This window comes from Streptomyces sp. NPDC044106 (assembly GCF_056433985.1).
Window position 1 is genome coordinate 295061 of sequence record NZ_JBWKFZ010000011.1, and the last position, 26014, is coordinate 321074.

Genomic DNA, 26014 nt, shown 5'->3' on the forward strand with positions numbered 1-26014 from the left:
TTCAGGCCTGCTGGTGCAGACCCAGATTCTCGTAGATTTCCAGCGTCGCCGTGGAGTTGTTGAGCGTAATGAAGTGCAGTCCCGGCACGCCTTCGGCCAGCAACCGCCCGCAGAACTCCGTCGCGAACTCGATGCCAATGGAGCGTACAGCGGCGGGATCGTCTTTGGCCGAGAGCATCCGCTCTTTCAGCTCCGCCGGGAACACGGCGTTGCTGAGCTGGGGCAGCCGGTCGAGCTGGCGGACGTTGGTGACCGGCATCATCTCAGGGATGATCGGCGTATCGCACCCGGCCGCCTCGACGCGGTCGCGCAGCCGCAGGTACTCCTCAGGGTCGAAGAACATCTGGGTGATCGCGTAGTCCGCGCCGGCCCGGCACTTGTCGATGAAGTACCGGGTGTCGGTCTCCCAGTCGGGCGAGCGCGGGTGCATCGCGGGGAAGGCCGCGACGCCCACGCAGAAGTCCCCGGACTCCTTGATCAGCCCGACCAGTTCGGCGGCGTAGGTGAGGCCCTCGGGGTGCGGGACCCAGTCGCCGAGGGGGTCGCCCGGCGGGTCGCCGCGGACCGCGAGCATGTTCCTGATGCCCGCGTCCGCGTACTGCCCGATGATGTTGCGCAGCTCGGCCACGGAGTGGTCGACCGCGGTCAGGTGGGCGACGGGTGTCAGCGTGGTGTCGGCGACGATCTGCTGGGTCTCCTTGACCGTGCCGGTACGCGTCGAACCGCCCGCGCCGTAGGTCACGGAGACGAAGTCCGGGGCCACCGCCTCGACCCGCCGCAGCGCGTTCCAGAGGTTCCGCTCGCCCTTGGGGGTTTTCGGGGCGGAGAACTCGAACGAAAACGTCGTTTTACCGGTCGCGAGCATGTCGCGTACCGTGCGCGCGCGGTCAGTCCTGGTCGAAGCTGTGCCTGAGGCCATATGGGCAGATTAGCCAGGCCGGGGCGCTCCCCCAACCGAGTCGGGGAGATTCGGCCGGTTTGCCGGTTTGTTGTCCACGGATCGGACACTCCTGGGCGGTTGCTCACACAGCTGTACGCAGCCGCTTCGCGAGGTCGGCCGCGGCGGCGCCCGGGTCGTCGGCCTCGGTGATCGCCCGCACGACGACGACGCGTCGCGCGCCCGCATCGAGGACCTCGTCGAGGTTGCCCGCGTCGATGCCGCCGATGGCGAACCAGGGGCGGTCCGTGCCGAGCGAGGCCGTGTACCGCACGAGGTCGAGGCCCGGGGCGTGGCGGCCCGGCTTGGTGGGCGTGGGCCAGCACGGGCCCGTGCAGAAGTAGTCCACGCCGTCCTGGACGGCGGCCGCGGCGGCCTCCTCATCGGCATGCGTGGAGCGGCCGATGAGGACGTCCCTGCCGAGGACGGCGCGGGCCGCGGGTACGGGCAGGTCGCCCTGGCCGAGGTGCAGCACGTCGGCGCCGATGGCGTGGGCGACGTCCGCGCGGTCGTTCACCGCGAGGAGCTTGCCGTGGCGCCGCGCGGCGTCCGCGAAGACCTGGAGGTGCTCCAGCTCCTCGGCGGCCTCCATGCCCTTGTCGCGCAGCTGCACGATGTCGACGCCGCCCGCGAGGACGGCGTCGAGGAACTCCGGGAGGTCTCCCTGGCGCTTGCGGGCGTCCACGCACAGGTAGAGCCGGGCGTCGGCGAACTGGGCGCGGTGGTCGGCGGCAGCGGCAGCCATGGAGAAGTCCCCCGTTGTCGGTGGCGTACGGGGTGTGAGCGCGGGCGCGGGCGTGAGCATGCTGTCTCGCTCACGTCCACGCCCGTGCTTCCCGTGTGCCGGACGGTGTGTTCAGGTCAGACGGCCGAGCACCTGCTCAGACGGCGAGCGCCTGGGCGCGGCGCTTCACCTCCGTGCCGCGATTCTCGCTCAGTGCCTGCGCGGGGGTGCCGGGCAGGGTCGGGTCGGGGGTGAAGAGCCACTCGATCATCTCTTCGTCGGAGAAACCGTCGTCCCTCAGGAGCGTCAGGGTCCCGGCGAGGCCCTTGACGACCTTGTCGCCGTCGATGAAGGCGGCCGGCACCTGCAACGCGCGGTTCTCCCCGCGGCGTACGGCGATCAGCGTGCCCTCCTTGACCAGCTGGCGCACGCGGGTCACCTCGACATCGAGCATTTCCGCGATGTCGGGGAGGTGCAGCCAGGCGGGGACGAGAGCATCGGTCTTTGCGTCAATCTCGGTCACGTCCCCAGCGTATCTCTGGCCGGGGGCCTTGGGCGGTGACTGTGTGGCCGTGGGGGTAGGTGCGGCGTTCCCCCCGGCGCCCCTGGGGGGTGGTCGCTCGGGTGTTTGCTGCGGGGCCGTGGGGGCTGGGTGCGCAGTTCCCCGCGCCCCTGGGGGGGTCGCTCGGGTGTTTGCTGCGGGGCCGTGGGGGCTGGGGGCGCAGTTCCCCGCGCCCCTGGGGGGGTCGCTCGGGTGTTTGCTGCGGGGCGGTGGGGGCTGGGGGCGCAGTTCCCCGCGCCCCTTACGGGGCGGGGGGTTTCGTTATCGGGTTGCCTTTTTCAGGGGGATTGACGGGTCTGCTGTCAGGGTGGGGTCCAGGGGGGTGGCGGATTCGATCAGTTTGCGGCCCTGGGCCAGGTCTCGGGGGCGGCCGACCGTGAGGACGGCTGCGAGCGCGCCTTCGCGGAGCCAGCAGACCGACCAGGCCACACCCGTCGGGTCGCCGCGCCAGATGAGTTCGTCGGCGCCCTCGTGGTGGCCCGCGTACTGGACGAAGCGGCCGAACTGCTCCGACCAGAAGTACGGGACCGGGTCGTACGCCGCCGGGGTCTCGCCGATGATGTTGGCCGCCACCGTGCGCGGGCCCTGGAGGGCGTTGTCCCAGTGGTGGACGAGAAGGCGCTCCCCGTACCTTCCCGAAGGGAAGGAGGAGCAGTCGCCGACCGCGTAGACGTCGGGGGCCGAGGTGCGCAGCCGGTCGTCGGCCACCACCTCGCCGTGGGCGCCGAGCTCGATGCCGGAGCCCGACAGCCACCGCGTCGCGGGGCGCGCGCCGATGCCGACGACGACGGCGCCCGCGGGCACTCTGGTCCCATCGGACAGGAGCACGGCGCCCGGCTCGACGCGCTCCACGCGCGCGTGGGTGCGCAGTACCGCTCCGGAGTCCGCGTACCAGCCCGCCATGGGCGCCGCGACCTCCTCGGGCAGCGTGCCCGCGAGCGGCCGCCCCGCGGCCTCCACCACGGTGACGGAGCAGCCCGCCTCACGCGCGGCCGTCGCGAACTCCGCGCCGATCCAGCCCGCCCCGACGACCACGACGTCGTGCTGCTCGGCGAGGACGGGGCGCAGCCGCTCCGCGTCGTCCAGGGTGCGCAGCAGGTGGACCCCGGGGACACCCTCGGTGCCGGGGAGTCTGATCGGTTCGGCGCCGGTCGCGAGGACCAGGACGTCGTACGCGAGGGGGCCCGCCTCGGTGTCGAGAGCGTGGTCGGCGGGGCGCACGCCGGTGACCGCGCGGCCCAGGCTCAGCTCGATGCCGAGCGCCTCGAAGTCGATGTCGAAGGCGGAGCCCTCCGCCTTGCCGAGCAGCACCGCCTTGGACAGCGGCGGCCTGTCGTACGGCTGGTGCGGCTCCGCCCCGACGACGGTGACCGCGCCGGTGAAGCCCTGCTCCCGCAGTGCCACCGCGGTCTGCACCCCGGCCATCCCCGCGCCCACGACGACGACGCGCCGCTCCGCCTGAAGCTCTTTCCCGGTCTGCCTCTGCTGCTCGCTCACCCGATCACTGTAGGGCGGCGGGACCGGGCGCCTTCAGATGGCTACGAGGAGATCTCTGACACATCGTCACTGCTCATACCCGGACAGCTCCACTGACGCCGCGCGGAGCGACGGGCTAGGGTGGCCGGTGCAGAGCACTCGCGGGAGTCCGGGCGTACCGGACTGAGAGGGAGGCTGGGACGGCCTCCGACCGTACGAACCTGATCCGGGTCATGCCGGCGAAGGGAGGGGCTGGACGCCCATGCATCCACGTACGACGTCTCCTTCGGCGTCCCCTACGGCGGCGCCGTCGGCCACCACCGACGTCCTCGTCGTCGGGGGCGGCATCATCGGCCTGGTCACGGCCTGGCGGACCGCGCAGCGCGGGCTCTCCGTCGCGGTCGTGGACCCCGAACCGGGCGGCGGCGCCGCCCAGGTGGCGGCGGGCATGCTGGCCGCCGTCACCGAACTGCACTACGGCGAACAGACGTTGCTCGGCCTCAATCTCGAATCGGCCCGCCGCTACCCCGCCTTCGCCGCCGAGCTGACCGAGGCGAGCGGGCGGGACCTCGGCTACCGCGCCTGCGGCACGCTCGCGGTCGCGCTCGACTCCGACGACCGCGCCCACCTGCGCGAGCTGCACGCCCTGCAGCGCCGTTCGGGGCTCGCCTCGGAGTGGCTGAGCGGGCGCGAGTGCCGCCGTCTGGAGCCGATGCTCGCGCCGGGCGTACGCGGCGGCCTGCGGGTCGACGGCGATCACCAGATCGACCCGCGCAGACTCGCGGCGGCGCTCGTGGTGGCCTGCGAGCGGGCCGGCGTGGTCTTCCACCGCGCCTGGGCCGAGCGCCTCTCGGTCGTACGCGAGCGGGCGCACGGCGTCGTCCTCGCCGACGGCACCGGACTGGGCGCGGAGCGGACCGTGCTCGCGGCGGGCAGCCTCAGCGGGCGGCTCGCGGGCGTCCCCGACGACGTACTGCCGCCCGTGCGCCCCGTGAAGGGGCAGGTCCTGCGGCTGACGGTGCCGGAACCCTACGCGCCGTTCCTGAGCCGCACCGTGCGGGCCGTGGTGCGCGGCAGCCACGTCTACCTCGTGCCGCGCGAGAACGGCGAGCTCGTCGTCGGCGCGACCAGCGAGGAGCTCGGCTGGGACACGACGGTCACGGCGGGTGGCGTGTACGAGTTGCTGCGGGACGCGCACGAACTCGTGCCCGGCATCACGGAACTGCCGCTGACCGAGACCCGCGCGGGGCTGCGGCCCGGCTCGCCCGACAACGCGCCGCTGCTCGGCCCGACCCGGCTCGCCGGCCTCCAGCTGGCCACCGGCCACTACCGCAACGGCGTCCTCCTCACGCCCCTCACCGGTGACGTCATGGCGCACGCCCTGACCACCGGTGAACTCCCCGACGAGGCACGCCCGTTCACCCCGCGCCGCTTCGAAGTCGCCTCCCCCGCACTCCCCGCGCAGCACGTCATGGAGCAGCACGCATGAGCACGCCCTTCGCCGTCTCCCTCAATGGAGAAGTACGCGAGGTGGCCTCGGGCACCACGCTCGACGCCCTCGTGGCCACCCTGTCCTCGGCGCACTCCGGTGTCGCCGCCGCCGTCAACGAAACCGTCGTCCCGCGCGCGCAGTGGTCCGCCACGGCGCTCGCCGATGGCGACCGTGTCGAAGTACTCACCGCAGTCCAGGGAGGCTGAACCACCATGGCAGACGACCCCTTCGTCATCGGCGGGCTCACCCTCTCCTCGCGTCTGATCATGGGCACGGGCGGAGCGCCGAGCCTCGACGTCCTCGAGCGCTCCCTCGTCGCGTCCGGCACGGAGCTGACCACGGTCGCGATGCGCCGCCTCGACCCGGGCGTCCAGGGCTCCGTGCTCTCCGTACTCGACCGGCTCGGCATCCGCGTACTGCCCAACACGGCGGGCTGTTTCACGGCGGGCGAGGCCGTCCTCACCGCCCGTCTCGCGCGCGAGGCGCTCGGCACGGATCTGGTGAAGCTGGAGGTGATCGCCGACGAGCGCACCCTGCTGCCCGACCCGGTCGAGCTCCTGGACGCCGCGGAGGTCCTGGTGGACGACGGCTTCACGGTCCTGCCGTACACCAACGACGACCCGGTGCTCGCCCGGAAGCTTCAGGACGTGGGCTGCGCGGCGATCATGCCGCTGGGCTCGCCCATCGGCTCCGGTCTCGGCATCCGCAACCCGCACAACTTCCAGCTGATCGTGGAGCACGCGCGCGTGCCGGTGATCCTCGACGCGGGCGCGGGCACGGCGTCCGACGCGGCGATCGCGATGGAGCTGGGCTGCGCGGGCGTGATGCTCGCCTCCGCGGTGACGCGGGCGCAGGAGCCGGTCCTGATGGCGGAGGCCATGCGGCACGGCGTCGAGGCGGGGCGCCTCGCGCACCGGGCCGGGCGGATCCCGCGCAGGCACTTCGCGGAGGCGTCCTCGCCCGCGGCGGGCATGGCGCGGCTCGATCCGGAGCGGCCCGCGTTCTAGCGCCGGGCGCGGGGGTACGGCGGTGAGCGTCACAGCTCGGCTGCAGTCCCGCCGGGAAGCGGCCCGGGCGGGTGGAGGTGTCGGTGGTGCCTCGTAGACTCCCCTGCGTGGACACGACCCTTCAGGACCCGCTCGTCGGGCAGCTGCTCGACGGCCGTTACCGGATCGACGGACGCATCGCGGTCGGCGGGATGGCCACGGTCTACCGGGCCGTGGACACCCGCCTCGACCGTGTGCTCGCGCTCAAGGTGATGCATCCGACGCTGGCGGCCGACGCCTCCTTCGTCGACCGCTTCATCCGCGAGGCCAAGTCGGTGGCCCGCCTCTCGCACCCGAACGTGGTCGGCGTCTTCGACCAGGGCACCGACGGTTCGTACGTCTACCTCGCCATGGAGTACATCGCGGGCTGCACCCTGCGCGACGTCCTGCGCGAGCGCGGGGCGCTGCAGCCGCGGGCCGCGCTCGACATCCTGGAGCCGGTCCTCGCCGCGCTCGGCGCCGCGCACCGCGCCGGTTTCGTGCACCGCGACATGAAGCCCGAGAACGTCCTCATAGGGGACGACGGCCGGGTCAAGGTCGCCGACTTCGGTCTGGTCCGCGCGGTGGACACCGTCACGAACACGACCGGCACCGTGCTCGGCACCGTCTCCTACCTCGCCCCCGAGCAGATCGAGCACGGCACGGCGGACACCCGCGTCGACGTGTACGCCAGCGGGGTCGTGCTCTACGAGATGCTGACCGGCGCCAAGCCGCACTCCGGCGACTCCCCCGCCCAGGTCCTCTACCAGCACCTCCACCAGGACGTGCCGCCCCCGTCGGCGGCCGTCCCCGGGCTCGCCGTCGCGCTGGACGAGGTGGTCGCCTCGGCCACCGCGCGCCACCCCGACGTCCGTCCGTACGACGCGGTGGCCCTCCTCGCCCAGCTCAGGGAGGCGCGGTCCGCCCTGACTGAGGAGGAGCTCGACGCGGTGCCGCCGCAGGCGCACGCGACGGGGCACGACAACGCCGACGACCGCACGAGCGTCATCCCGCGCGCGGCCCGGTCGGTCCAGCTCCCGCTCCCCGCCGAGGGCGAGCAGGGTGGCCAGGACCCGCTGAACCGCACCAGCGTCCTCGCGACCCCGCCGGCCGGCCCGCCCGTCGCCGCCCCGGTGCCCCGCAGGCGGTTCGAGCCGCGCCGCCGCATGGTCGCGGTCATCGCCGCCGTCGTACTCGTCCTCGGGCTCGGCACCGGCATCTGGTACATCAACTCCGGCCAGTTCACGAAGGTCCCGCCGCTCCTCGCGAAGACCGAGGCGCAGGCGAAGGACCGGCTCGACGAGGCCGGGCTCGAAGTGAAGGACATCAAGCGCAAGTACAGCGACACGGACAAGCGCGGCACGGTCATGGCCAGCGACCCCGCGGCGGGCGAGCGCATCCGGCAGAACGACAAGGTGACGCTGACCGTCTCGCTGGGCCCGGAGACCGTCAAGGTCCCGGACGTCAGAAAGATCCCGCTGGCCACGGCGGAGAAGGAGCTGAAGAACTCCGGGCTGGCGCCGGGCATGGTCAGCCAGAGCTTCAGCGACGACGTCAAGAAGGGCTCCGTGATCAGCACGGACCCGCGGGCCGGCTTCACCCGCAAGGCGGGCTCGGCCGTCGCCCTGGTCGTCAGCAAGGGCCGCGCGGTCGAGGTCCCCGACGTGACGGGCGAGTCCGAGGCCGACGCCATCGCCGACCTCGAGGACGAGGGCCTCAAGGCGAAGGTCGCCACCGAGCGGGTCCACTCCGACGAGGACAAGGGCAACGTCGCCGCACAGTCACCCGCCCAGAACAAGACGCTCGCCGAGGGCGACACGGTCACGCTGACGATCTCCAAGGGACCGCCGATGGTCGAGGTCCCGGACGTGACCGGCATGAGCGTCGACGATGCCACGGACGAGCTGGAGAAGGCGGGCTTCGAGGTGGACGAGGACCGCGGCCTGCTCGGCATCTTCGGCGACAAGGTGAGGAAGCAGTCGGTGGACGGCGGCGACAAGGCCCCCAAGAACTCGACGATCACCATCACGATCCGCTGAGCCGTGCGCGTGGTCCGCTCCTGAAGACCCGCTGAGCCCCGTACCCGGGGCCCAGCGGGTCCCGCGGGTCCCGCGCGTCCCGGACCGCTGACGGAGCACCCCCGCGCCCGTGCCACCCTGGAGGGCGTGAGCAGCAACAACACCCCCAGCGCAGCGTCCCGCAACCCCGTCGGCGCCCATGTCCCCGTGGCCGGCGGCCTGGCCACGGTCGGCCTTCCGTACGCCCGGGACCTCGGCGCCGAAGCCGTCCAGGTCTTCGTCGCCAACCCCCGCGGCTGGGCGACCCCGCCCGGCAACCCGAAGCAGGACGAGGCGTTCCGCGCGGCCTGCGCCGCCGAGCGGATCCCCGCGTACGTCCACGCGCCCTACCTCATCAACTTCGGCTCGCACACGGAGGCGACCGTCGAGAAGTCCGCGGACTCCCTGCGCCACTCGCTGCGCAGGGCCCGCGAGATCGGCGCGCTCGGCGTCGTCGTGCACACGGGCTCGGCGACGGGCGGCCGGGACCGCGCGGTCGCCCTGCGGCAGGTGCGCGAGCGCATGCTGCCGCTGCTCGACGAGCTGACGCACGACGACGACCCCTTCCTGCTCCTGGAGTCGACCGCGGGCCAGGGCGCCTCGCTCTGCTCGCGCACCTGGGACTTCGGGCCGTACTTCGAGGCCCTGGACGCCCACCCCAAGCTGGGCATCTGCCTGGACACCTGCCACATCTACGCGGCGGGCCACGATCTGACGGGCCCGAGCGGCATGAAGCAGACCCTCGACCTCCTCGTCGACACGGTCGGCGAGGGCCGTCTGAAGCTCGTGCACGCCAATGACTCCAAGGACGTCGTCGGCGCCCACAAGGACCGCCACGAGAACATCGGCACCGGCCACATCGGCGAGGAGCCCTTCCGTGAGCTGATGCTCCACCCCGCGACCGACGGCGTACCGCTGGTCATCGAGACACCGGGCGGCAAGGAGGGGCACGCGGCGGACGTGGCGCGCCTGAAGGAGCTCAGGAGCGTCTAGAGATCCTTGAGGAATACCCCTGGGGGGTATACGGTTCCTGTCAGTGGAGGCAGGAACCGCTATCCGACGTTGGGGGAACCTCATGGAGCACGGCACGCACGGCACTCACGACATGCACGCCAAGCACTCCGAGCACGACAGCCACGCCGGGCACGCACACCAAGGTCACGGTCACGGCCACGCCCACGCCCACAGCCACCAGCACGGCCTCGGCAAGGTCAGCTGGCGCACGGCCGCCCAGGCCACCCTCCACTGCCTCACCGGCTGCGCCATCGGCGAGGTGCTCGGCATGATCGTCGGCACCGCGTTCGGCTGGGGCAACATGCCGACGATGGCCCTCGCGATCGTCCTGGCCTTCGCCTTCGGTTACGCGCTGACCCTGCGCGGCATCCTCAAGGCGGGCGTCGATTTCAGGACGGCGTTCCGGGTCGCGCTCGCCGCCGACACCCTGTCCATCGCGGTCATGGAGCTGATCGACAACGGGGTGATCGCGCTGTGGCCGGGCGCCATGGACGCGCACCTGACGGACGCGATGTTCTGGTGGGTCCTCGCCGTCTCGCTGGCCGTGGCGTTCCTGGTCACCACGCCGGTGAACAAGTGGATGATCGGCCGCGGCAAGGGCCACGCGGTGGTCCACCAATACCACCACTGATCACCCGAAGGCGCAGGTCAAGCGCGAGTCAGGCACAGGTCGGACGCAGGTCAGAGCTCGGGGCCGTCCCCGGGCTCCTCCTGGTAGGAGTAGCGCTGCTCCTGCCACGGGTCGCCGAGGTTGTGGTAGCCGCGCTCCTCCCAGAAGCCGCGGCGGTCGGCGGTCATGTACTCGATGCCGCGGACCCACTTGGGACCCTTCCAGGCGTACAGGTGGGGCACCACGAGCCGCAGCGGGAATCCGTGCTCCGCGGTGAGGAGTTCGCCGCCTTTATGGGTGGCGAAAATCGTGCGGTCCGAGGCGAAGTCGGCCATCCGCAGATTCGAGCTGAAGCCGTACTCGGCCCAGACCATCACATGGGTGGCCTCCGGCGCGGGCGGCGCGATCTGCAGGATCGTACGGGCCGGGACCCCGCCCCACTCGGCGCCCAGCATGCTGAACTTCGTGACGCAGTGCAGATCGGCCACGACCGTGTCGTAGGGCAGGGCGGAGAACTCCTCGTGCGTCCAGCAGTGCTTCACGCCGTCCGCGGTGGCCCCGAAGACCCTGAACTCCCAGCGCTCGGGCCGGAACTTCGGCACCGGGCCGTAGTGCGTGACCGGCCAGCCGCGCTGCAGCCGCTGACCCGGCGGAAGCTCCGACTCCGCCGCCTGTCGAGATGCGCGTTCCGCCGGCTGACCCATGACTCCATCCTGACAGACCCCGGACGGTGGACGTGACCAGCCGCAGCCCCGGGGAGGCCGATTGGGGCAACTCCTACTAAGCGTGCACTTACTGGACGGCCTCCGAACACCGGTGCAAGGATGCGCGTCACCTGCCCGGTAACCCTTATGGAAGGAGCCTCTGCGATGCAGGGCGACCCCGAGGTCATCGAATTTCTCAACGAGCAGCTGACCGCCGAACTGACGGCGATCAACCAGTACTTTCTCCACGCCAAGATGCAGGAAAACTTCGGCTGGACGAAGCTCGCGAAGTACACCCGGTCCGAGTCGTTCGACGAGATGAAGCACGCGGAGGTGCTGACCGACCGGATTCTGTTCCTCGACGGTCTGCCCAACTACCAGCGGCTCTTCCACGTCCGGGTCGGCCAGACGGTCACCGAGATGTTCCAGGCCGACCGCCAGGTCGAGGTGGAGGCGATCGACCGCCTCAGGCGCGGCATCGAGGTGATGCGCACCAAGGGCGACATCACGTCCGCGAACATCTTCGAGTCGATCCTCGCGGACGAGGAGCACCACATCGACTATCTGGACACCCAGCTCGAACTGGTCGAGAAGCTGGGTGAGGCGCTCTACATCGCGCAGCTCATCGAGCAGCCGGACAGCTAGACCAGGCAGCCGGAAGGCTAGGCGGCCTCGGGGAGCTCGGCCCCGGAAGCCGGCGCCACCGCCGATTCTCCCTGGTCCACCAGTTCACGGCGGGGGCACGCGCTCCGGCCGAGCAGCGCCTGGATACGCCGCACGCACGAACCGCAGTCCGTGCCGGCCTTGCAGGCCGACGCTATCTGGCGGGGGGTGCAGGCCCCGTCCGCCGCGTGCTTCTTCACCTGGGCCTCGGTGACCCCGAAGCAGTTGCAGACGTACACGCGGTTCACCTCCCGGACAGGACTCATCGGTAGCGCCGCCCCGATTGATCGGTGAGGCTAACCTAACCTTACCCGCGAGGGTCGGCACACAAAAGCCCCGGATATGCCGGTGGGGCGCGGATCACACGGATCCGCGCCCCACACGTGCGTACAGCGGAGAAACTACTGGTCGCGGTACATCTCGGCGACCAGGAACGCCAGGTCGAGCGACTGGCTGCGGTTGAGGCGCGGGTCGCAGGCCGTCTCGTAGCGCTGGTGCAGGTCGTCGACGAAGATCTCGTCGCCGCCGCCCACGCACTCGGTGACGTCGTCACCGGTGAGCTCGACGTGGATGCCGCCCGGGTGCGTGCCGAGCGCCTTGTGGACCTCGAAGAAGCCCTTGACCTCGTCGAGCACGTCGTCGAAGCGGCGGGTCTTGTGGCCGGAGGCCGCCTCGTAGGTGTTGCCGTGCATCGGGTCGGTGATCCAGGCGACGGTCGCGCCGGAGGCGGTGACCTTCTCGACCAGCTCGGGCAGCTTGTCGCGGACCTTGTCGGCGCCCATCCGGACGATGAAGGTCAGCCGGCCGGGCTCGCGGTCGGGGTCGAGGCGCTCGATGTACTGCAGCGCCTCCTCGGCCGTGGTGGTCGGGCCGAGCTTGACGCCGATGGGGTTGCGCACCTGGGAGGCGAACTCGATGTGCGCGTGGTCCAGTTGGCGGGTGCGCTCACCGATCCAGACCATATGACCCGAGGTGTCGTAAAGACGGCCGGTGCGCGAGTCGACGCGGGTCAGCGCCGTCTCGTAGTCGAGCAGCAGCGCCTCGTGGGAGGCGTAGAACTCGACGGTCTTGAACTCCTCCGGGTCGGTGCCGCAGGCCCGCATGAAGTTCAGCGCGTTGTCGATCTCGCGGGCCAGCTGCTCGTACCGCTGGCCGGAGGGGGACGACTTCACGAAGTCCTGGTTCCAGGCGTGCACCTGGCGCAGGTCCGCGTAACCACCCGTGGTGAAGGCGCGCACGAGGTTGAGCGTGGAGGCGGAGGCGTTGTACATCCGCTTCAGGCGCTCGGGGTCCGGGATGCGGGCCTTCTCGTTGAACTCGAAGCCGTTGACCGAGTCGCCGCGGTACGTCGGCAGGGTCACGCCGTCGCGGGTCTCGGTGCCCTTGGAGCGCGGCTTGGAGTACTGCCCGGCGATGCGGCCCACCTTCACGACGGGCACGGACGCCGCGTACGTGAGGACGGCACCCATCTGGAGCAGCGTCTTCAGCTTGTTCCGGATGTGGTCGGCGGAGACGGCGTCGAAGGCCTCGGCGCAGTCGCCGCCCTGGAGCAGGAACGCCTCTCCCTTGGCGACGGAGGCCAGTCGGGCGCGCAGCTGGTCGCACTCGCCCGCGAAGACGAGCGGCGGATACGACTCGAGGTCCGCGATCACATCGCGCAGAGCCTCGGCATCGGGGTACTCGGGCTGCTGCGCCGCGGGCAGGTTTCGCCAGGTGTTGCCACCGGTGGCGGTGGTCTTAGCGTTCACGGTCACCTCGTCAACATTACGGGGTGCCGGGCAGCGTCCATTCCCCCGCTCACCAAGTGAGACGGACCCGACACAGTGGAGCGACCGTACACGTGATGCGTTATCGTGCCGCTCATGCGTACGCAGACGACGATGTCGAACTGGTGGTGGCCCGCTCATCCGGCGGCCCACTGACTCTGCGCGCACACAGACTCGCGAAGGCCGCCCGAGGGGCGGCCTTCAGTGTTTTCCGGGGACTTCCCGGGGGCGGGCCGTTCCTCTCCCCAGTGAGAAGGAACCGAAACGATGCAGCTCACCGACCTCCTGTCCGACGACCGCCCCTTCGCCCTGCTGCGCCGCCGCACCCCGGGCCGCGACCACGACACGGTCGAGGTCCTGATCGGCCCGACGGGCACGTACGAACGGCTCGCGGACATCCCGGAGGGCCTCGCGCTCGTGCCGTTCCGGCAGATCAGGGAGCGCGGTTTCGACGTACGCGACGACGGCACGCCGCTGACCGTCCTGACCCCCGAGGAGCGCCACGAGCTGCCGCTCGCCGAGGCCCTTGCGGCGCTGCCCGCGCACGAGGTGCGGGTCGAGGGCGGCGCCTTCGACGTGGACGACGCGGCGTACGCGGACATCGTGGGGCGGGTCCTGCGCGAGGAGATCGGCCGGGGCGAGGGCGCCAACTTCGTCATCCGGCGTACGTACGAGGGTGGGATCCCGGGCTTCGGCCGGGCCGACGCCCTCGCGCTCTTCCGGCGGCTGCTCGTCGGCGAGCGGGGCGCGTACTGGACGTACGTGGTGCACACGGGCGAGCGCACGCTCGTCGGGGCCAGCCCCGAGGTCCATGTGCGGATGTCCGGCGGGACCGTCGTCATGAACCCCATCAGCGGCACCTACCGCTACCCCGCCGACGGGCCCACCCCGGAGGGTCTGCTCGCCTTCCTCGCCGACGGCAAGGAGATCGAGGAGCTGTCGATGGTCGTCGACGAGGAGCTCAAGATGATGTGCACGGTCGGCGACATGGGCGGTGTCGTGATCGGGCCGCGCCTGAAGGAGATGGCCCATCTCGCACACACCGAGTACGAGTTGCGCGGCAGGTCGTCCCTGGACGTGCGGGAGGTCCTCAAGGAGACGATGTTCGCGGCGACCGTCACCGGATCGCCCGTGCAGAACGCCTGCCGGGTCATCGAGCGCCACGAGAGCGGGGGCCGCGGCTACTACGCGGGCGCCCTCGCCCTCGTCGGCAGGGACGGGGGCGGCGCGCAGACCCTGGACTCCCCCATCCTGATCCGCACCGCCGACATCACCGCGGCCGGGCGGCTCCGGGTGCCGGTGGGCGCCACGCTGGTGCGCGGCTCCGACCCGATGGGCGAGGTCGCCGAGACCCACGCGAAGGCCGCCGGGGTCCTCGCCGCCCTGGGCGTACGTCCGGGGCGTCCGCGCGCGGGCGGCGCGGGGCCCGCCCTCGCCGACGATCCGCGGGTGCGGGCGGCGCTCGACGGCCGGCGGGCATCGCTCGCGCCGTTCTGGCTGCGGATGCAGGAGCCCGCGAGCGACCTGGCGGGGCACGCCCTCGTCGTCGACGGCGAGGACACGTTCACCGCGATGCTCGCGCACGTGCTGCGCTCCTCGGGCCTCGCGGTGTCGGTCCGGCGGTACGACGAGGAGGGGCTGCGGGAGGCGGTGCTCGCCCACGAGGGTCCCGTCGTGCTCGGCCCGGGGCCGGGCGACCCGTCCGACCTGACCGACCCGAAGATGCGCTTCTTGCGCTCGCTGGCCGCGGAGGCCGTCCGTACCCATGGGCACGGCGTGCTCGGTGTCTGCCTCGGGCACGAGCTGATCGCGGCCGAGCTGGGCCTGGAGATCGTGCGCAAGGAAGTGCCCTACCAGGGCGCGCAGACGGACATCGAGCTGTTCGGGCGGCCCGAGACCGTCGGGTTCTACAACAGCTTCGTGGCGCGCTGCGACGACGACGCGGCGGTGGAGCTCGCCGCGCACGGCGTCGAGGTCAGCAGGGACGCGGCCGGCGGCGAGGTGCACGCGCTGCGCGCGCCGTCCTTCGCGGGCGTGCAGTTCCACCCCGAGTCGGTGCTGACGCTGCGCGGGGCCCGGATCGTGCGGGAACTGCTCGGTCAGCTCCTGGCCGGGGCCGGGACGAGGACGTTCTCGGAGCGGCGGCCCGCGAGGTAGTCGAGGACGTTGCTCACCGTGGTGTCGATGATCTGGCCGACCGCGTCCACGGTGTAGTACGCCTGGTGGGAGGTGACCACGACGTTGGGGAAGGTGACGAGGCGGGCCAGCGTGTCGTCCTCGACGACCTCCAGGGACTTGTCGAGGAAGAAGAGGCCCGCCTCCGCCTCGTACACGTCGAGGCCCACACCCGTGAAGCGGCCCGCGCGCAACTCCTCGACCAGGGCCTTGGTGTCGATCAGGCCGCCCCTGCTGGAGTTCACCAGGATCGCGTCGTCCTTCATCATCCGCAGCGCGTCGGCGCCGATGAGGTGCTGGGTGGAGGGGAGCAGCGGCACGTGCAGGCTGACGAGGTCCGCCTCGGCGAGGAGCTCGTCCCGCTCCACGTACGTCATGCCGAGCCCGAGGCAGGCGGGGTTCTCGGCGACGTCCCAGCCGAGCAGCCGCATGCCGAAGCCGTGCGCGATCCGGGTGAACGCCTCGCCGATCTTGCCGGTGCCGAGCACGCCGACGGTGCGGCCGCGCAGGTCGCGGCCCATCAGGCCGTCGAGTCGGAAGTCGAAGTCGCGGGTGCGGTTGCTCGCGCGGACGATGCGGCGGTTGACGGCCATGGCGAGGGTCCAGGCGAACTCGGCCACGGAGTACGGCGAGTAGTACGAGACGCGGGCGACGGTCAGGCCGAGGCGCTCGGCGACCCGCAAATCGATGTTGTTGAACCCGGTGGAGCGCTGGGCGATCATCTGCGTCCCGCCGGCCGCGAGGCTCTGCAGGACGCGGTTGTTCAGGGTGGCGTTGACGCTGGAGGAGATGACCTCGTAACCGGCGGCGATGGGGGCGGTGTCCTCGTTCAGGAACACGTCGAGGCAGCGGACGTCGTGGTGCCCCTCGAAGGCCTTCTCGATCAGCGGCTTCTCGTCGGACTGCACGCCGAACGCGAGGATCTCCATGGCGCGAGTCTAAGGAGCGCCGAACAGGACGGCACCCGGAGCGGGGGCCGTCCCGCCGGGCACAGGGTCTCAGCCGAAGAACACCCCGACCTCCGCGTACAGCGCCGGGTCCACCGTCTTCAGTTTGGCCGTGGCCTCCGCGATCGGGACCCGGACCACGTTGGTGCCCTGGAGCGCGACCATCTTGCCGAAGTCGCCGTCCCGTACGGCCTCGATCGCGTGCAGTCCGAAGCGTGTGGCGAGCCAGCGGTCGAAGGCGCTGGGGGTGCCGCCGCGCTGGACGTGGCCGAGGACCGTGGTGCGCGCCTCCTTGCCGGTGCGCCCCTCGATCTCCTTGGCCAGCCACTCGCCGACCCCGGAGAGCCTGACGTGCCCGAAGGAGTCCTGCGTGCCGTCCTTGAGGACCATCTCGCCGTCCTTGGGCATCGCCCCTTCGGCGACGACGACGATGGGCGCGTACGACGCCTTGAAGCGTGAGGTCACCCACGCGCACACCTGGTCGACGTCGAAGCGCTGCTCGGGGATGAGGATGACGTTGGCGCCGCCCGCGAGGCCCGAGTGGAGCGCGATCCAGCCCGCGTGGCGGCCCATGACCTCCACGACGAGGACGCGCATGTGCGATTCGGCGGTGGTGTGGAGCCGGTCGATCGCCTCGGTGGCGATGCCGACCGCGGTGTCGAAGCCGAAGGTGTAGTCGGTGGCGGAGAGGTCGTTGTCGATGGTCTTGGGGACCCCGACGACCGGGACGCCGTACTCGTCGGTGAGGCGCGCGGCGACACCGAGGGTGTCCTCGCCGCCGATCGCGATGAGCGAGTCGACCTCCTGCTTGGCGAGGTTCTCCTTGATGCGGCGCACGCCGTTCTCCGCCTTGAACGGGTTGGTGCGCGACGAGCCGAGGATGGTGCCGCCGCGCGGCAGGATGCCGCGGACCGCGGGGATGTCGAGCGGGACGGTGTCGCCCTCCAGCGGACCGCGCCAGCCGTCCCGGAAGCCGACGAAGTCATAGCCGTACTCCTGCACGCCCTTGCGGACGATGCCCCGGATGACGGCGTTGAGCCCGGGGCAGTCGCCGCCTCCGGTCAGTACGCCAATTTTCTTGGCCCCCATGGAAATGTCCCTTCGCCTCAGTGACCTGATGCGAGTCACGCTAATGGTGATCCAGGTCACTCAGGGATGGTGCGAATGGTCAATTCCCTTGTGGCGCAGGGCAGTTGATCAAGCACTTTCACTCGTACGAGGGGTTTCGCGGCGGCGGCTTCGCGCTCACGCGTCGTCGAGGCCCCGCTCTATCGCGTACCGCACGAGCTCCACCCTGTTGTGCAGCTGGAGCTTGCCCAGGGTGTTCTGGACGTGGTTCTGCACGGTGCGGTGCGAGATGACCAGGCGCTCGGCGATCTGCTTGTAGCTCAGGCCCTTGGCGACCAGGCGCAGTACCTCCGTCTCGCGGTCGGTGAGCCGGGGGGCCTTCGGGTCGTCGGGGGTGCCGGCCGCGGGCTCGGTGGCCAGGCGGCGGTACTCGCCGAGGACGAGGCCCGCGAGGCCCGGGGTGAAGACGGCGTCGCCGACGGCCGTGCGGCGGACCGCGTCGATCAGCTCCTCGGTCGACGCCGACTTCAGGAGATAGCCGGTGGCGCCGGACTTGACGGCCTCCAGGACGTCGGCGTGCTCGCCGCTCGCCGAGAGGACCAGGACGCGCAGCGCCGGGTTGCCTGCGACGAGCTCCTTGCAGACCTGCACGCCCGGCTTGAGCGGGAGGTTCAGGTCAAGGACCAGGACGTCGGGGCCCGCGGCCTGCGCGCGGCGCACCGCCTGCTCACCGTCGCCCGCCGTGGCGACCACGTCGAGGCCCGCCTCCGCGAGGTCGCGGGCGACGGCGTCGCGCCACATGGGGTGGTCGTCGACGACCATGACCTTGACGGGTCCTGCCGCCGCCGCGCCCTCCGTGGCCCGGGTCGTGGCCGGTTCCTGCCTCTGCTGCTCGTTCATCTCGCCTTTCCCGCCTTCCCCCGCGCGTCCCGCGCCTCTTCGCGCGGCACTCTCAGTTCCACTTCCGTCCCCTGGCCCGGCACCGAGATCAGCTCGGCCGCGCCCCCGATGTCCCGCAGCCGCCCCCGGATCGACAGGGCCACCCCGAGCCGCCCCTCCCCCTCGGCCTCCGCGAGCCGCCCCTCCGGGATGCCGGGGCCGTCGTCCCTGACGGTCACGATGACCTCGCCCGGCTCGTCCTCGACCAGGATCCACGCGCGCGCCTGTGCGCCCGCGTGCCTGCGGACATTGTCCAGGGCGGCGCCGACAGCGGCCGCCAGCTCCCTCGCGGCCCCCGGCGCGAGGAGCACCGGCGCCCCGGGCTCGGAGAGCGTGACCTTCGCCCCCGCGTGCGCGACGAGGAGCGAGCGCAGGTCACAGGGGGTCCCGTCGTCCCGTTCGGCGTCGTCCGGCACCTCGACGGCGCGTACGACAGCACCCTGCGAGACGTCCTCCGACACGTGCGACGCCGGCACCATGCCCCCGGCGACCAGGGTGCGCAGCGCGACCTCCTGCTCACCGGCGAGGCGGCCGAGCTCCGCGGCCTCGCCGCCGATGGCGGTGCCGCGCCGCTGCACCATGGCGAGGACCTGAAGGACGCTGTCGTGGATGTCGCGGGCGAGCCGTTCGCGCTCGCGGGTGGCGGCCTCTATCTCCAGGGCGCGGGCCAGGGTGCGCTCGGAGGCGCGGGCCAGCTCCACGACGTACCCGATGGCGATGGAGGCGATGCAGACCAGCAGGACGTTGTGCAGGGTGTCCCGGCTGAACGCGCCGCGCTGCACCACGTTGGCGACCCCCACGAGGAGGGACGCCGACGCCGCCCAGCGCCAGCCGCCCTTGATCGCGAACGCCAGGACGGAGCCCGCGGTCCATATGGAGGGCAGCGTCGGGCCGCCGTCGGCGATCCGCTGCTGCGAGTCGGCGAGGGGGGTGAGCAGGATGCCGGCGATCGCGACCGTCAGGTCCGCGAAGAGGAACCGCCGGGTGCAGCTCGCGGCGTTCGCGATGCGGGGCAGGGTGGCGAGGGTCCAGGGGGCGAGCACCGCGTAGTAGGCGACCGCGAGCCAGGGGCGGTCCAGCTTCTCGTGCGCGGCGACGAAGAGGCCGATCGCGTACAGCATCGTCAGTACGCGGTAGGCGGTGAGCGCACGCCACAGCGGCTGCTCGACCGACATCCTCATGACTTGCTCTCGCCTGGCCATCTCCCCCGGTTCCCCCCGCGACGCCCGTCCCCCGGCCCGCCTGCTTCTCGGCTAGCCCGCCTTCTTCCCGGCGTCCTGCTCCGCGGTCTTCTCCGCGCTCTGCTCCGCAGCCTTCTCGGCCGCCTTCGCGGCCTTGGCCGCGTCGGCGATCTGGCGCTTGGCGGCCGTCGCGTACATGTCGACGTACTCCTGGCCGGAGAGCTTCATGATCTCGTACATGACCTCGTCGGTCAGCGCGCGCAGCACGAAGCGGTCCTGCTCCATGCCCTGGTAGCGCCGGAAGTCGAGCGGCTCGCCGATCCGGATGCCGGGACGCATCAGCTTCGGCAGCACCTTGCCGGGCGGCTGGATCTTCTCGGTGTCGATCATCGCGACGGGGAGCACGGGGGCGCCGGTGGCGAGCGCCACACGCGCGAGGCCACCCGGTTTGCCGCGGTAGAGACGCCCGTCGGGCGAGCGGGTGCCCTCGGGGTAGATGCCGAAGAGCTCGCCGCGCTCCAGGACCTCGATGCCGCTCCTGATGGCCGCCTCGCCCGCCCCGCGTCCGCCGGAGCGGTCCACGGGCAGCTGGCCCACGCCCTTGAAGAAGGCCGCAGTGAGCTTGCCCTTCACGCCCGGCGAGGTGAAGTACTCCGCCTTGGCGATGAAGGTGACCTTGCGGTCGAGGACCGCGGGGAGGAAGAAGGAGTCCGAGAACGAGAGGTGGTTGCTGGCCAGAATCGCGGGGCCCTCGGCGGGAACGTTCTCAAGGCCCTCCACCCAGGGCCTGAAGCCGAGCTTCAGCGGCCCTCCGATGGCAACCTTCATTGCGCCGTAGATCAAACCGAGTGCCTCCTGTATCTGTGGATCAGACCTTAACCCGCGGTAGCGCCAATGGGCCCGACGACCCTGGTCGGTGTCAGTCCGGTCGCGTACGGTGAAGTACTCCCACCTCACACGAAGGAGACCGAAGTGCCGGTCCTCCCCGGAGCCGAGCCGTACCGCCACGAAGGCGGCGAGGTCGGCGTCCTGCTCTGCCACGGCTTCACCGGATCCCCGCAGTCGCTGCGCCCCTGGGCCGAGTACCTCGCGGAGCGCGGCCTCACCGTCTCGCTGCCGCTCCTTCCCGGGCACGGCACCCGCTGGGAGGACATGCAGGCCACCGGCTGGCAGGACTGGTACGCGGAGGTGGAGCGCGAGCTGTACAACCTCCTCGACCGGTGCGCGCGGGTCTTCGTGTTCGGGCTCTCCATGGGCGGGGCCCTCGCGCTGCGCCTGGCCGCGAAGCACGGGGACGCGGTCAGCGGTCTCGTCCTGGTCAACCCGGGGAACAAGGTGCACGGTCTCGCGGCCCACGCGCTGCCGGTCGCCCGGCACCTCCTGCCGAGCACGAAGGGCATCGTCAGCGACATCGCGAGGCCCGGCTCCGAGGAGGTCGGCTACCACCGGATCCCGTTGCACGCCGCGCACTCGCTGCGCCGCTTCTTCCGTCTCGTCGACGCCGAACTGCCGCAGGTCACCCAGCCGTTGATGGTGCTGCACAGCCCGCGTGACCATGTGGTGCCGCCCGCCGACTCGGCCCGGATCCTCGGCCGCGTCTCCTCCACGGACGTCACGGAGATCCTGCTGGAACAGAGCTACCACGTCGCGACGTTGGACTATGACGCGGACCGGATTTTCGAGGAGAGCCACACGTTCGTCGGCCGGATCGCCCCCAGTGTCGGTAAGGAAGGGACGGCCACCGGTGGCTGAGCACGAGGCGGCGGACCGCGACGAGAGCCGCGAGCCCGAGAAGATCCCCGAGGGCGCGGCACCCGGCGGGGGCCTGCCCCTGGACGAGGACGCCGCCTGGCAGGCGATCGTCGCGGGGTACGGCGAGGAGCCCGCGGACCCGCCGGGCGCCAAGCCTTTCAAGTCGGTCGACGACCTGGCGCTCCTGGAGAGCGAGACGAACGGCACGGCGGGCGGCCCGGCGAAGACCCCGACCGACTCGCCGGACGACAAGTCCGGCCCCGACAAGCCGCTCGGCAGCTCCGTCTCGTTCGCGCCCGGCGTCGGCGGCCCGCGCGACTACACCGCGCCGGAGCCCTCCGAGAGCGACTTCGACGCCGACGACGAGGGGCACTTCGTGCCTCCGGAGCCGCCGCCGCTGCCCGAGGCCGACGTGACGGCCAAGTTCGCCTGGCTCGCCGTGCTCGGCGGCCCGCTGCTCATCCTGCTCGCGGTGCTGTTCGGCTGGCAGATGACCTGGTGGCTGACCACGCTCGGCATCGGCGGCTTCCTGGGCGGCTTCGCCACCCTCGTGGTGCGGATGAACAGCGGCGACGACGAGGAGAACGACGACCCGGGGCGCGGCGCCGTCGTCTGAGAGCCTGCGCCCTCCCCCCCCCCCCCCCCCGGGGGCAGGAAACCTAGCTCGCCGGGACCCTGAGGGCGGCCAGGACCGGCAGGTGGTCCGTGGCCGCCCGCAGGTCCGCCTCGCTCACCCCGGGCAGGTCCAACGGCACGCCGCAGCCGAGCACTTCGATGCCGCGCGTGGCGAAGAGCGCGTCGATGCGCTGGTGCGGGTCGGCAGGCGTCGAGGTGTGCTCGCCGCCCCAGGGCCGCGCCGACCAGCAGTCCTGGAGCACGTCGGCGAGCCTGCGGAACGTCGGTCCTGACGGCCGCTCGTTGAGGTCGCCGCCCGCGACCGCGTGCTCCACGCCCATCCCGGCGAGCCGGTCGAGGAGCATCCCGCCCTGCGCGTACCGCTCCTCGCCCTGCAGGCTGAGGTGAGCGCTGAGGACGCCGATCCTGGCGCCGCCGAACCGTACGACGGCGGTGGCGAAGCCGCGCCGGTGCAGGCCCGGGGTGAGCGGGAGCAGCACGTCCTCGGTGCGCTCGACCGTGGCGCGCAGGGAGCAGAGCAGCGCGGGGCCCGCCGCGGTGCCGCCGCCGGAGAGGATCACCAGATCGGCCGCGCGCGCGAGGCGGGCCAGCTTCTTGCGCCAGCGGAAGAACCGCGGGGCCTCCTGGACGAGGACGAGGTCGGGGGCGCAGGCGGAGATGACCCTGGCGAGCGCGGCGGTGTCGTCGCGCATCGAGCGGATGTTGTAGCTGAGCACCCGGATGACGGCCGAACCATCGGCTTCGGTGCAGGAGTTGGGCAGCGTAGAGAGCGGGCTCGTCGGCATGACGATCAAGATACGCGAACGCCGGACGGGCCGGGGAAATCCCAGCCCGTCCGGCGTTTGAGGACGAGCGCGCAGCGCGATGGGCGGCGCCCCCGTCACCGGGCCGCATGGCGACCGCGTCACATGACGGGATCAGGCTCCCGCGCCAGGTCCGCCGCGCCGACAAGGCCCGCGTCGTTGCCCAGCTGGGCCGCGATGACCTGGGCCTCGGGGCGCCAGGCGGCGCCGACGAGCCAGCGCTTGAAGGACTTGCGGATCGGGTCGAGGACCAGTTCACCCTCGTCCGAGAGGCCGCCGCCGACGATGAACGCGGACGGGTCGAAGAGCGACGCCAGGTCGGCGAGGCCGGCGCCCGCCCAGCGGGCCAGCTCGCGGTAGGAGTCGATGGCGACGGGGTCGCCCTGGCGCGCGGCCATCGAGATGTGCTTGCCCTCGATGCCCTCGGGGGTGCCGTCGCCCAGCGAGAGGAGGTACTCGGCGTTCTCGGGAGTGGCGTTCGCCCGCTGCATGGCGTACCGCACGAGGGCGCGCCCCGAGGCGTACTGCTCCCAGCAGCCCTGGCTGCCGCAGCCGCAGAGCAGGCCGTCCGGCACCATCCGGATGTGGCCGAACTCGGCGGCCACGCCGAAGTGGCCGCGGCGCAGCTTGTTGCCGATGATGATGCCGCCGCCGAGACCGGTGCCGAGCGTGATGCAGATGACGTTGCGGTGGCCCTTGCCGCCGCCGAACTTGTACTCGCCCCAGGCCGCGGCGTTGGCGTCGTTCTCCACGACGACCGGCAGGCCGACGCGCTTCTCGACCTCTTCCTTCAGCGGCTCCTGCCGCCAGTCGATGTTCGGCGCGAAGTAGACCGTGGAGCGCTGGCGGTTGACGTAGCCGGCGGCGCCGATCCCGACGCCGACGATCTCGTGCCCGGCCCGCGCGCCCGCCACGGCGGAGGCGATCGCGTCGACGATGGCCTCGGAAGTCCCAGGGGTCGGCACCTTGAAGGTCGAGAGGATGTTGCCGTCCTCGTCGACCACTCCGGCCGCGATCTTGGTGCCGCCGATGTCGACGCCGATGGTGAGTCCCATGAATCCCTCAGTTCGATCGAGCCCCGCTACGGCCCACCGTACCCGAGGGGGGTCAGTCCAGATCGATGTGTTCCCCGGCCGCGGGGCCCTCGCCCCGGCGCTCCGGGGAGTCCGCGGCGCCCTTCGCGCCGCCGTCGGGACCGTCGCCGCGGGTCCACCGGCCCTCCTGGCCCCGGGCCGCCGAGCGGTAGGCGGCGAGCAGCTCGGAGCCGGCCGCCGCGAGGTGGTCGAAGACGTCGGGGTTGCGTTCGATGACCGGCTCGACGACGGCCTTCGCCTCCCGGACGACCTGCTTGAGGGTCTGCTCGACGGCGCCCTGCGCGACCGCGCCGAGCAGCGGCGACCGTAGCCCGGAGAGCTTCTCCGAGACGGCGTCGACGAGCTTGAGCAGCTCCTCGGCGGCCGACCCCGGCGGGGTGCCGTACTGCGCGCGGCGGCGGGCCTGCTCGGCCGCGAGATCCTCGGCGCACGCCTGCTCCCAGGCGTCGGCGTCGACTTCGGAGGCTTCGCGCTCGGTCGCATCGCTCATACCACTCGACGTTACCCGAATGGCGGTCCCGTGTTCACCGGCCGTGCGGGCGTGGGGCCGGGTCACGGCGAGGTTCAGTTCCCGCGCGGCCACAGAGCCGGATCGGGCGCGAACCGCACCCGCAGCTCGCCCTCGCGCAGTCCGGCCCCCGCCACGGTGCAGCGGCGCAGCGCGGACGGCAGGGTGACGATGCGGCGGAAGGGGCCCGCGGTGACGACGAGCTCGTCGCCGCGCCGGATCAGGCCGAGCTCGTCGCGTCCGACGCCGGGGAGCGGGATGTGCCAGACGTACGCGTGGCTTCCGTCGCCGGAGGCGTCAGTGACGGCGGAGGCTTCGGTGACGGGCCAGGTGACGGCGGCGGGGGCAGGGCCGGGCGCCGTCAGGCCGAGGGCTTCGAGGTCCTCGGCGCCGCGGGGGTCGCGGCCGAGGTGGGGAACCCTGCCGACGTGGTCGTACGCCGACTCCCACTCGTCCAGCGTCTTGTGCTGCTGCGCGCAGAGCCCGGCCAGCCAGGTGTCGGCGCTCGCGTCCGGGAGGATCCGGTTGGCGATCAGGAGGTCGGTGCGCAGGCCGTGCAGGGCCAGGCCGGTGGTGGCGGCGCGGACGGCGTCGGCGCCCGCGGGGCCCGGCTCGGCGGTCAGCCGGACGGTGGTGGTGGGCGCCTCGATCACGCGCTGGACGGCGGCGAGCTCGTCCTCGAGGCGGGCCGCGCTCTCGTACAGCCAGGCGGCCGGCATGGGGACGCCCGCGAGGCGGCCGAGCATGGGGCGCAGGGCGCGGGCCGCCTGCCGCTCGGGCGGGAGCAGGCGGCGCAGGTAGCGGCGGAGCTGCTCGGGGAGGGCGAGGGTCGCGAGGGCCTTGGGGGTGGGCGGCAGGTCGACGATCAGCGTGTCGTGGGCGTCGTCGGCGTCGGCGTCGCGCAGGGCGCGCAGCAGGGCAAGCTCCTCGGCCCCGGGCAGCGGGGTCAGCTCCTCGCCGTCGAGCCGCTCGGCGCCGAGCAGGTCGAGGGCGGAGGAGGCACGTTCCTGCAGGGCGACCAGATCGTCGCGGAAGCGGTCGTCGGGGGCGAGCCGCCGGGTGGTGAGCCCGGGGTGCGTGTCCGGCCCGCCGAGCACCGCGCCGAGGGTGTCGGCACGGTCGGCGGAGAGCACGAGGACCCGGTGCCCGGCGTGCGCGGCGGCGAGCGCGGTGGCCGCGGCGAGCGTGGTCCGCCCGGAGCCGCCGGGGCCGGTGACGAGGAGGGTGCGCATAAGGGTGAACGGTACGTCAGGCCGGGGGTGGGGGCGGGGGCGCCCACTCGCCGTGGGAGAGGCTGCTTGTTCGCGGCTCTCGGCCGGGTGTGGTTGCTCGCGCAGTTCCCCGCGCCCCTGGGAGCAAGGGCTTCGCCCTGCTTCCCCTTCTCAGGCTTCCTTGGACTCGACCCTCTTCTTGAGGCCCGCCAGGGCTCGGTCGATGATGACCTTTTCGGCCTTGCGCTTGATCATGCCGAGCATGGGGATCTTGACGTCGACGGTGAGGCGGTAGGTGACCTCGGTGCCGGAGCCCACGGGCCGCAGGAGGTACGAGCCGTCCAGGGAGCGGAGCATCTGGGACTTGACGAGGGTCCAGCTGACCTCGTTGTCGCCGGTCCAGGTGTAGCCGAGCGTCTGGTCGTCCTTGATCGCGCCGGCGTCCATGACGAGCCGGACCTCCTTGGCGCGGCCCTGCTCGTCGGTGGCCAGCACGTCGGCCTCCTTCACCTCTCCCGTCCAGTCCGGATAGCGGGCGAAGTCGGCGATCACTCCCATCACCTCGGCCGGTGCCGCCTCGATCGTGATGCTCGAGCTGGTGTGTTCGGCCATCGCTGTGGCTCCTCCAGATGCGGTCCGGGATGGGCGTGTACGTACCGCGTGAAGGCTA

General features: G+C 71.9%; 27 protein-coding genes and 1 riboswitch. Of the genes, 10 read left to right on the forward strand and 17 right to left on the reverse strand.

The annotated features are described in order from the left end of the window. Window position 1: 1 nt before the first annotated feature. From metF to AC07DI_RS22100, 4 genes are all read right to left on the reverse strand, one after another. The gene (gene metF / locus AC07DI_RS22085) at window positions 2-919 is read right to left on the reverse strand and encodes a methylenetetrahydrofolate reductase [NAD(P)H] (RefSeq protein ID WP_384260734.1); all 918 of its coding nucleotides are present in this window, start codon (window positions 917-919) and stop codon (window positions 2-4) included. Between the two features lie 103 nt (window positions 920-1022). Continuing rightward, window positions 1023-1682, reverse strand: a complete 660-nt coding sequence (gene thiE / locus AC07DI_RS22090) for a thiamine phosphate synthase (protein ID WP_478905746.1) — start codon at window positions 1680-1682, stop codon at window positions 1023-1025. A gap of 136 nt (window positions 1683-1818) precedes the next feature. Then, on the reverse strand, window positions 1819-2184 hold the full coding sequence (locus AC07DI_RS22095; RefSeq protein ID WP_384260738.1) for an Rv2175c family DNA-binding protein: 366 nt from the start codon (window positions 2182-2184) through the stop codon (window positions 1819-1821). A 300-nt stretch (window positions 2185-2484) separates the two neighbouring features. Further along, window positions 2485-3648, reverse strand: a complete 1164-nt coding sequence (locus AC07DI_RS22100; RefSeq protein WP_384260837.1) for an NAD(P)/FAD-dependent oxidoreductase — start codon at window positions 3646-3648, stop codon at window positions 2485-2487. A 202-nt stretch (window positions 3649-3850) separates the two neighbouring features. Then, a riboswitch (TPP riboswitch) is annotated at window positions 3851-3964 on the forward strand. On the opposite strand from AC07DI_RS22100, the gene thiO reads away from it, so the two are divergent. The 6 genes from thiO to AC07DI_RS22130 all read left to right on the forward strand — a co-directional run bounded on the left by thiO (window position 3962) and on the right by AC07DI_RS22130 (window position 9918). Then, on the forward strand, window positions 3962-5188 hold the full coding sequence (thiO, locus tag AC07DI_RS22105) for a glycine oxidase ThiO (protein ID WP_478905747.1): 1227 nt from the start codon (window positions 3962-3964) through the stop codon (window positions 5186-5188). It overlaps the preceding riboswitch by 3 nt. Beyond that, window positions 5185-5397, forward strand: coding sequence for a sulfur carrier protein ThiS (gene thiS, locus AC07DI_RS22110; RefSeq protein WP_384260743.1), 213 nt, complete (start codon window positions 5185-5187; stop codon window positions 5395-5397). The genes thiO and thiS overlap by 4 nt, the downstream gene beginning before the upstream one ends. 6 nt (window positions 5398-5403) lie before the next feature. Then, window positions 5404-6198, forward strand: coding sequence for a thiazole synthase (locus AC07DI_RS22115; RefSeq protein ID WP_478905748.1), 795 nt, complete (start codon window positions 5404-5406; stop codon window positions 6196-6198). 107 nt (window positions 6199-6305) lie between these two features. Next, window positions 6306-8255 (forward strand): Stk1 family PASTA domain-containing Ser/Thr kinase, encoded by a 1950-nt coding sequence (pknB, locus tag AC07DI_RS22120; RefSeq protein ID WP_478905749.1) that lies wholly within the window; start codon window positions 6306-6308, stop codon window positions 8253-8255. Between the two features lie 126 nt (window positions 8256-8381). Further along, entirely contained in the window at window positions 8382-9266 is an 885-nt protein-coding gene (locus AC07DI_RS22125; RefSeq protein WP_478905750.1) for a deoxyribonuclease IV, read from the forward strand. Window positions 9267-9348: 82 nt separating this feature from the next. Next, on the forward strand, window positions 9349-9918 hold the full coding sequence (locus tag AC07DI_RS22130) for a DUF4396 domain-containing protein (protein WP_478905751.1): 570 nt from the start codon (window positions 9349-9351) through the stop codon (window positions 9916-9918). Between the two features lie 50 nt (window positions 9919-9968). Here the strand turns inward: AC07DI_RS22130 and AC07DI_RS22135 are convergent, their stop codons facing one another. Continuing rightward, window positions 9969-10601, reverse strand: coding sequence for a sulfite oxidase-like oxidoreductase (locus AC07DI_RS22135; RefSeq protein ID WP_478905752.1), 633 nt, complete (start codon window positions 10599-10601; stop codon window positions 9969-9971). Window positions 10602-10766: 165 nt separating this feature from the next. On the opposite strand from AC07DI_RS22135, the gene bfr reads away from it, so the two are divergent. After that, window positions 10767-11246: a bacterioferritin gene (gene bfr / locus AC07DI_RS22140; protein ID WP_384260759.1), complete on the forward strand. Its 480-nt coding sequence runs from the start codon at window positions 10767-10769 to the stop codon at window positions 11244-11246. Between the two features lie 17 nt (window positions 11247-11263). On the opposite strand, the gene AC07DI_RS22145 is transcribed toward bfr, so the two are convergent. Both AC07DI_RS22145 and AC07DI_RS22150 read right to left on the reverse strand, forming a co-directional pair. After that, window positions 11264-11530 carry a (2Fe-2S)-binding protein gene (locus AC07DI_RS22145; protein ID WP_478905753.1) on the reverse strand — a complete coding sequence of 89 codons (267 nt, stop codon included), beginning with the start codon at window positions 11528-11530 and terminating at the stop codon, window positions 11264-11266. A gap of 135 nt (window positions 11531-11665) precedes the next feature. Continuing rightward, entirely contained in the window at window positions 11666-13018 is a 1353-nt protein-coding gene (locus tag AC07DI_RS22150) for a class II 3-deoxy-7-phosphoheptulonate synthase (protein WP_384260762.1), read from the reverse strand. Window positions 13019-13297: 279 nt separating this feature from the next. Here AC07DI_RS22150 and AC07DI_RS22155 point away from each other — a divergent pair, with 279 nt between their 5' ends. Continuing rightward, a complete protein-coding gene (locus AC07DI_RS22155; RefSeq protein WP_478905754.1) occupies window positions 13298-15187 on the forward strand; it encodes an anthranilate synthase family protein in 1890 nt (629 codons plus the stop codon). On the opposite strand, the gene AC07DI_RS22160 is transcribed toward AC07DI_RS22155, so the two are convergent. The 5 genes from AC07DI_RS22160 to AC07DI_RS22180 form a co-directional block, all read right to left on the reverse strand. Continuing rightward, window positions 15130-16134 (reverse strand): 2-hydroxyacid dehydrogenase, encoded by a 1005-nt coding sequence (locus AC07DI_RS22160; protein ID WP_384260767.1) that lies wholly within the window; start codon window positions 16132-16134, stop codon window positions 15130-15132. The two genes, AC07DI_RS22155 and AC07DI_RS22160, sit on opposite strands and share 58 nt — an antisense overlap. A gap of 69 nt (window positions 16135-16203) precedes the next feature. Beyond that, complete coding sequence (locus AC07DI_RS22165; protein WP_384260769.1) at window positions 16204-17241, reverse strand: 6-phosphofructokinase; 1038 nt, start codon at window positions 17239-17241, stop codon at window positions 16204-16206. Window positions 17242-17397: 156 nt separating this feature from the next. After that, complete coding sequence (locus AC07DI_RS22170; protein WP_384260842.1) at window positions 17398-18042, reverse strand: response regulator; 645 nt, start codon at window positions 18040-18042, stop codon at window positions 17398-17400. Between the two features lie 74 nt (window positions 18043-18116). Beyond that, entirely contained in the window at window positions 18117-19361 is a 1245-nt protein-coding gene (macS, locus tag AC07DI_RS22175) for a MacS family sensor histidine kinase (protein ID WP_478905755.1), read from the reverse strand. A gap of 51 nt (window positions 19362-19412) precedes the next feature. Further along, window positions 19413-20168, reverse strand: coding sequence for a lysophospholipid acyltransferase family protein (locus AC07DI_RS22180; protein WP_384260774.1), 756 nt, complete (start codon window positions 20166-20168; stop codon window positions 19413-19415). 144 nt (window positions 20169-20312) lie between these two features. Between AC07DI_RS22180 and AC07DI_RS22185 the strand changes: the two genes are divergently transcribed. Both AC07DI_RS22185 and AC07DI_RS22190 read left to right on the forward strand, forming a co-directional pair. Next, on the forward strand, window positions 20313-21092 hold the full coding sequence (locus tag AC07DI_RS22185; protein WP_478905756.1) for an alpha/beta hydrolase: 780 nt from the start codon (window positions 20313-20315) through the stop codon (window positions 21090-21092). Beyond that, window positions 21085-21708, forward strand: a complete 624-nt coding sequence (locus AC07DI_RS22190) for a hypothetical protein (RefSeq protein ID WP_478905757.1) — start codon at window positions 21085-21087, stop codon at window positions 21706-21708. Before AC07DI_RS22185 ends, AC07DI_RS22190 begins: the two co-directional genes overlap by 8 nt. A gap of 43 nt (window positions 21709-21751) precedes the next feature. Here AC07DI_RS22190 and AC07DI_RS22195 read toward each other — a convergent pair whose 3' ends face one another. The 5 genes from AC07DI_RS22195 to AC07DI_RS22215 all read right to left on the reverse strand — a co-directional run bounded on the left by AC07DI_RS22195 (window position 21752) and on the right by AC07DI_RS22215 (window position 25956). After that, on the reverse strand, window positions 21752-22513 hold the full coding sequence (locus AC07DI_RS22195; protein ID WP_478905758.1) for an endonuclease/exonuclease/phosphatase family protein: 762 nt from the start codon (window positions 22511-22513) through the stop codon (window positions 21752-21754). Between the two features lie 119 nt (window positions 22514-22632). After that, entirely contained in the window at window positions 22633-23586 is a 954-nt protein-coding gene (locus AC07DI_RS22200; RefSeq protein ID WP_384260783.1) for an ROK family glucokinase, read from the reverse strand. A 52-nt stretch (window positions 23587-23638) separates the two neighbouring features. Continuing rightward, window positions 23639-24115, reverse strand: a complete 477-nt coding sequence (locus AC07DI_RS22205; protein WP_478905759.1) for a DUF5304 domain-containing protein — start codon at window positions 24113-24115, stop codon at window positions 23639-23641. Between the two features lie 74 nt (window positions 24116-24189). Further along, window positions 24190-25365 (reverse strand): ArsA family ATPase, encoded by a 1176-nt coding sequence (locus AC07DI_RS22210; protein ID WP_478905760.1) that lies wholly within the window; start codon window positions 25363-25365, stop codon window positions 24190-24192. A 150-nt stretch (window positions 25366-25515) separates the two neighbouring features. Beyond that, complete coding sequence (locus AC07DI_RS22215; protein ID WP_384260791.1) at window positions 25516-25956, reverse strand: SRPBCC family protein; 441 nt, start codon at window positions 25954-25956, stop codon at window positions 25516-25518. Between the last annotated feature and the right edge of the window lie 58 nt (window positions 25957-26014).

Bases quoted from the DNA above. Each gene is read 5' to 3' on its own strand.
- thiO (WP_478905747.1), top strand. From the start codon at position 3,962: ATGCATCCACGTACGACGTCTCCTTCGGCGTCCCCTACGGCGGCGCCG.
- AC07DI_RS22155 (WP_478905754.1), top strand. From the start codon at position 13,298: ATGCAGCTCACCGACCTCCTGTCCGACGACCGCCCCTTCGCCCTGCTG.
- thiS (WP_384260743.1), top strand. From the start codon at position 5,185: ATGAGCACGCCCTTCGCCGTCTCCCTCAATGGAGAAGTACGCGAGGTG.
- AC07DI_RS22205 (WP_478905759.1), bottom strand. From the start codon at position 24,115: ATGAGCGATGCGACCGAGCGCGAAGCCTCCGAAGTCGACGCCGACGCC.
- AC07DI_RS22195 (WP_478905758.1), bottom strand. From the start codon at position 22,513: ATGCCGACGAGCCCGCTCTCTACGCTGCCCAACTCCTGCACCGAAGCC.
- AC07DI_RS22160 (WP_384260767.1), bottom strand. From the start codon at position 16,134: ATGGAGATCCTCGCGTTCGGCGTGCAGTCCGACGAGAAGCCGCTGATC.
- AC07DI_RS22130 (WP_478905751.1), top strand. From the start codon at position 9,349: ATGGAGCACGGCACGCACGGCACTCACGACATGCACGCCAAGCACTCC.
- AC07DI_RS22180 (WP_384260774.1), bottom strand. From the start codon at position 20,168: ATGAAGGTTGCCATCGGAGGGCCGCTGAAGCTCGGCTTCAGGCCCTGG.
- AC07DI_RS22145 (WP_478905753.1), bottom strand. From the start codon at position 11,530: ATGAGTCCTGTCCGGGAGGTGAACCGCGTGTACGTCTGCAACTGCTTC.
- AC07DI_RS22200 (WP_384260783.1), bottom strand. From the start codon at position 23,586: ATGGGACTCACCATCGGCGTCGACATCGGCGGCACCAAGATCGCGGCC.
- bfr (WP_384260759.1), top strand. From the start codon at position 10,767: ATGCAGGGCGACCCCGAGGTCATCGAATTTCTCAACGAGCAGCTGACC.
- AC07DI_RS22115 (WP_478905748.1), top strand. From the start codon at position 5,404: ATGGCAGACGACCCCTTCGTCATCGGCGGGCTCACCCTCTCCTCGCGT.
- macS (WP_478905755.1), bottom strand. From the start codon at position 19,361: ATGGCCAGGCGAGAGCAAGTCATGAGGATGTCGGTCGAGCAGCCGCTG.
- AC07DI_RS22135 (WP_478905752.1), bottom strand. From the start codon at position 10,601: ATGGGTCAGCCGGCGGAACGCGCATCTCGACAGGCGGCGGAGTCGGAG.
- AC07DI_RS22100 (WP_384260837.1), bottom strand. From the start codon at position 3,648: ATGGCCGGGGTGCAGACCGCGGTGGCACTGCGGGAGCAGGGCTTCACC.
- AC07DI_RS22170 (WP_384260842.1), bottom strand. From the start codon at position 18,042: ATGGTCGTCGACGACCACCCCATGTGGCGCGACGCCGTCGCCCGCGAC.
- metF (WP_384260734.1), bottom strand. From the start codon at position 919: ATGGCCTCAGGCACAGCTTCGACCAGGACTGACCGCGCGCGCACGGTA.
- AC07DI_RS22215 (WP_384260791.1), bottom strand. From the start codon at position 25,956: ATGGCCGAACACACCAGCTCGAGCATCACGATCGAGGCGGCACCGGCC.
- AC07DI_RS22165 (WP_384260769.1), bottom strand. From the start codon at position 17,241: ATGGGGGCCAAGAAAATTGGCGTACTGACCGGAGGCGGCGACTGCCCC.
- thiE (WP_478905746.1), bottom strand. From the start codon at position 1,682: ATGGCTGCCGCTGCCGCCGACCACCGCGCCCAGTTCGCCGACGCCCGG.
- AC07DI_RS22210 (WP_478905760.1), bottom strand. From the start codon at position 25,365: ATGCGCACCCTCCTCGTCACCGGCCCCGGCGGCTCCGGGCGGACCACG.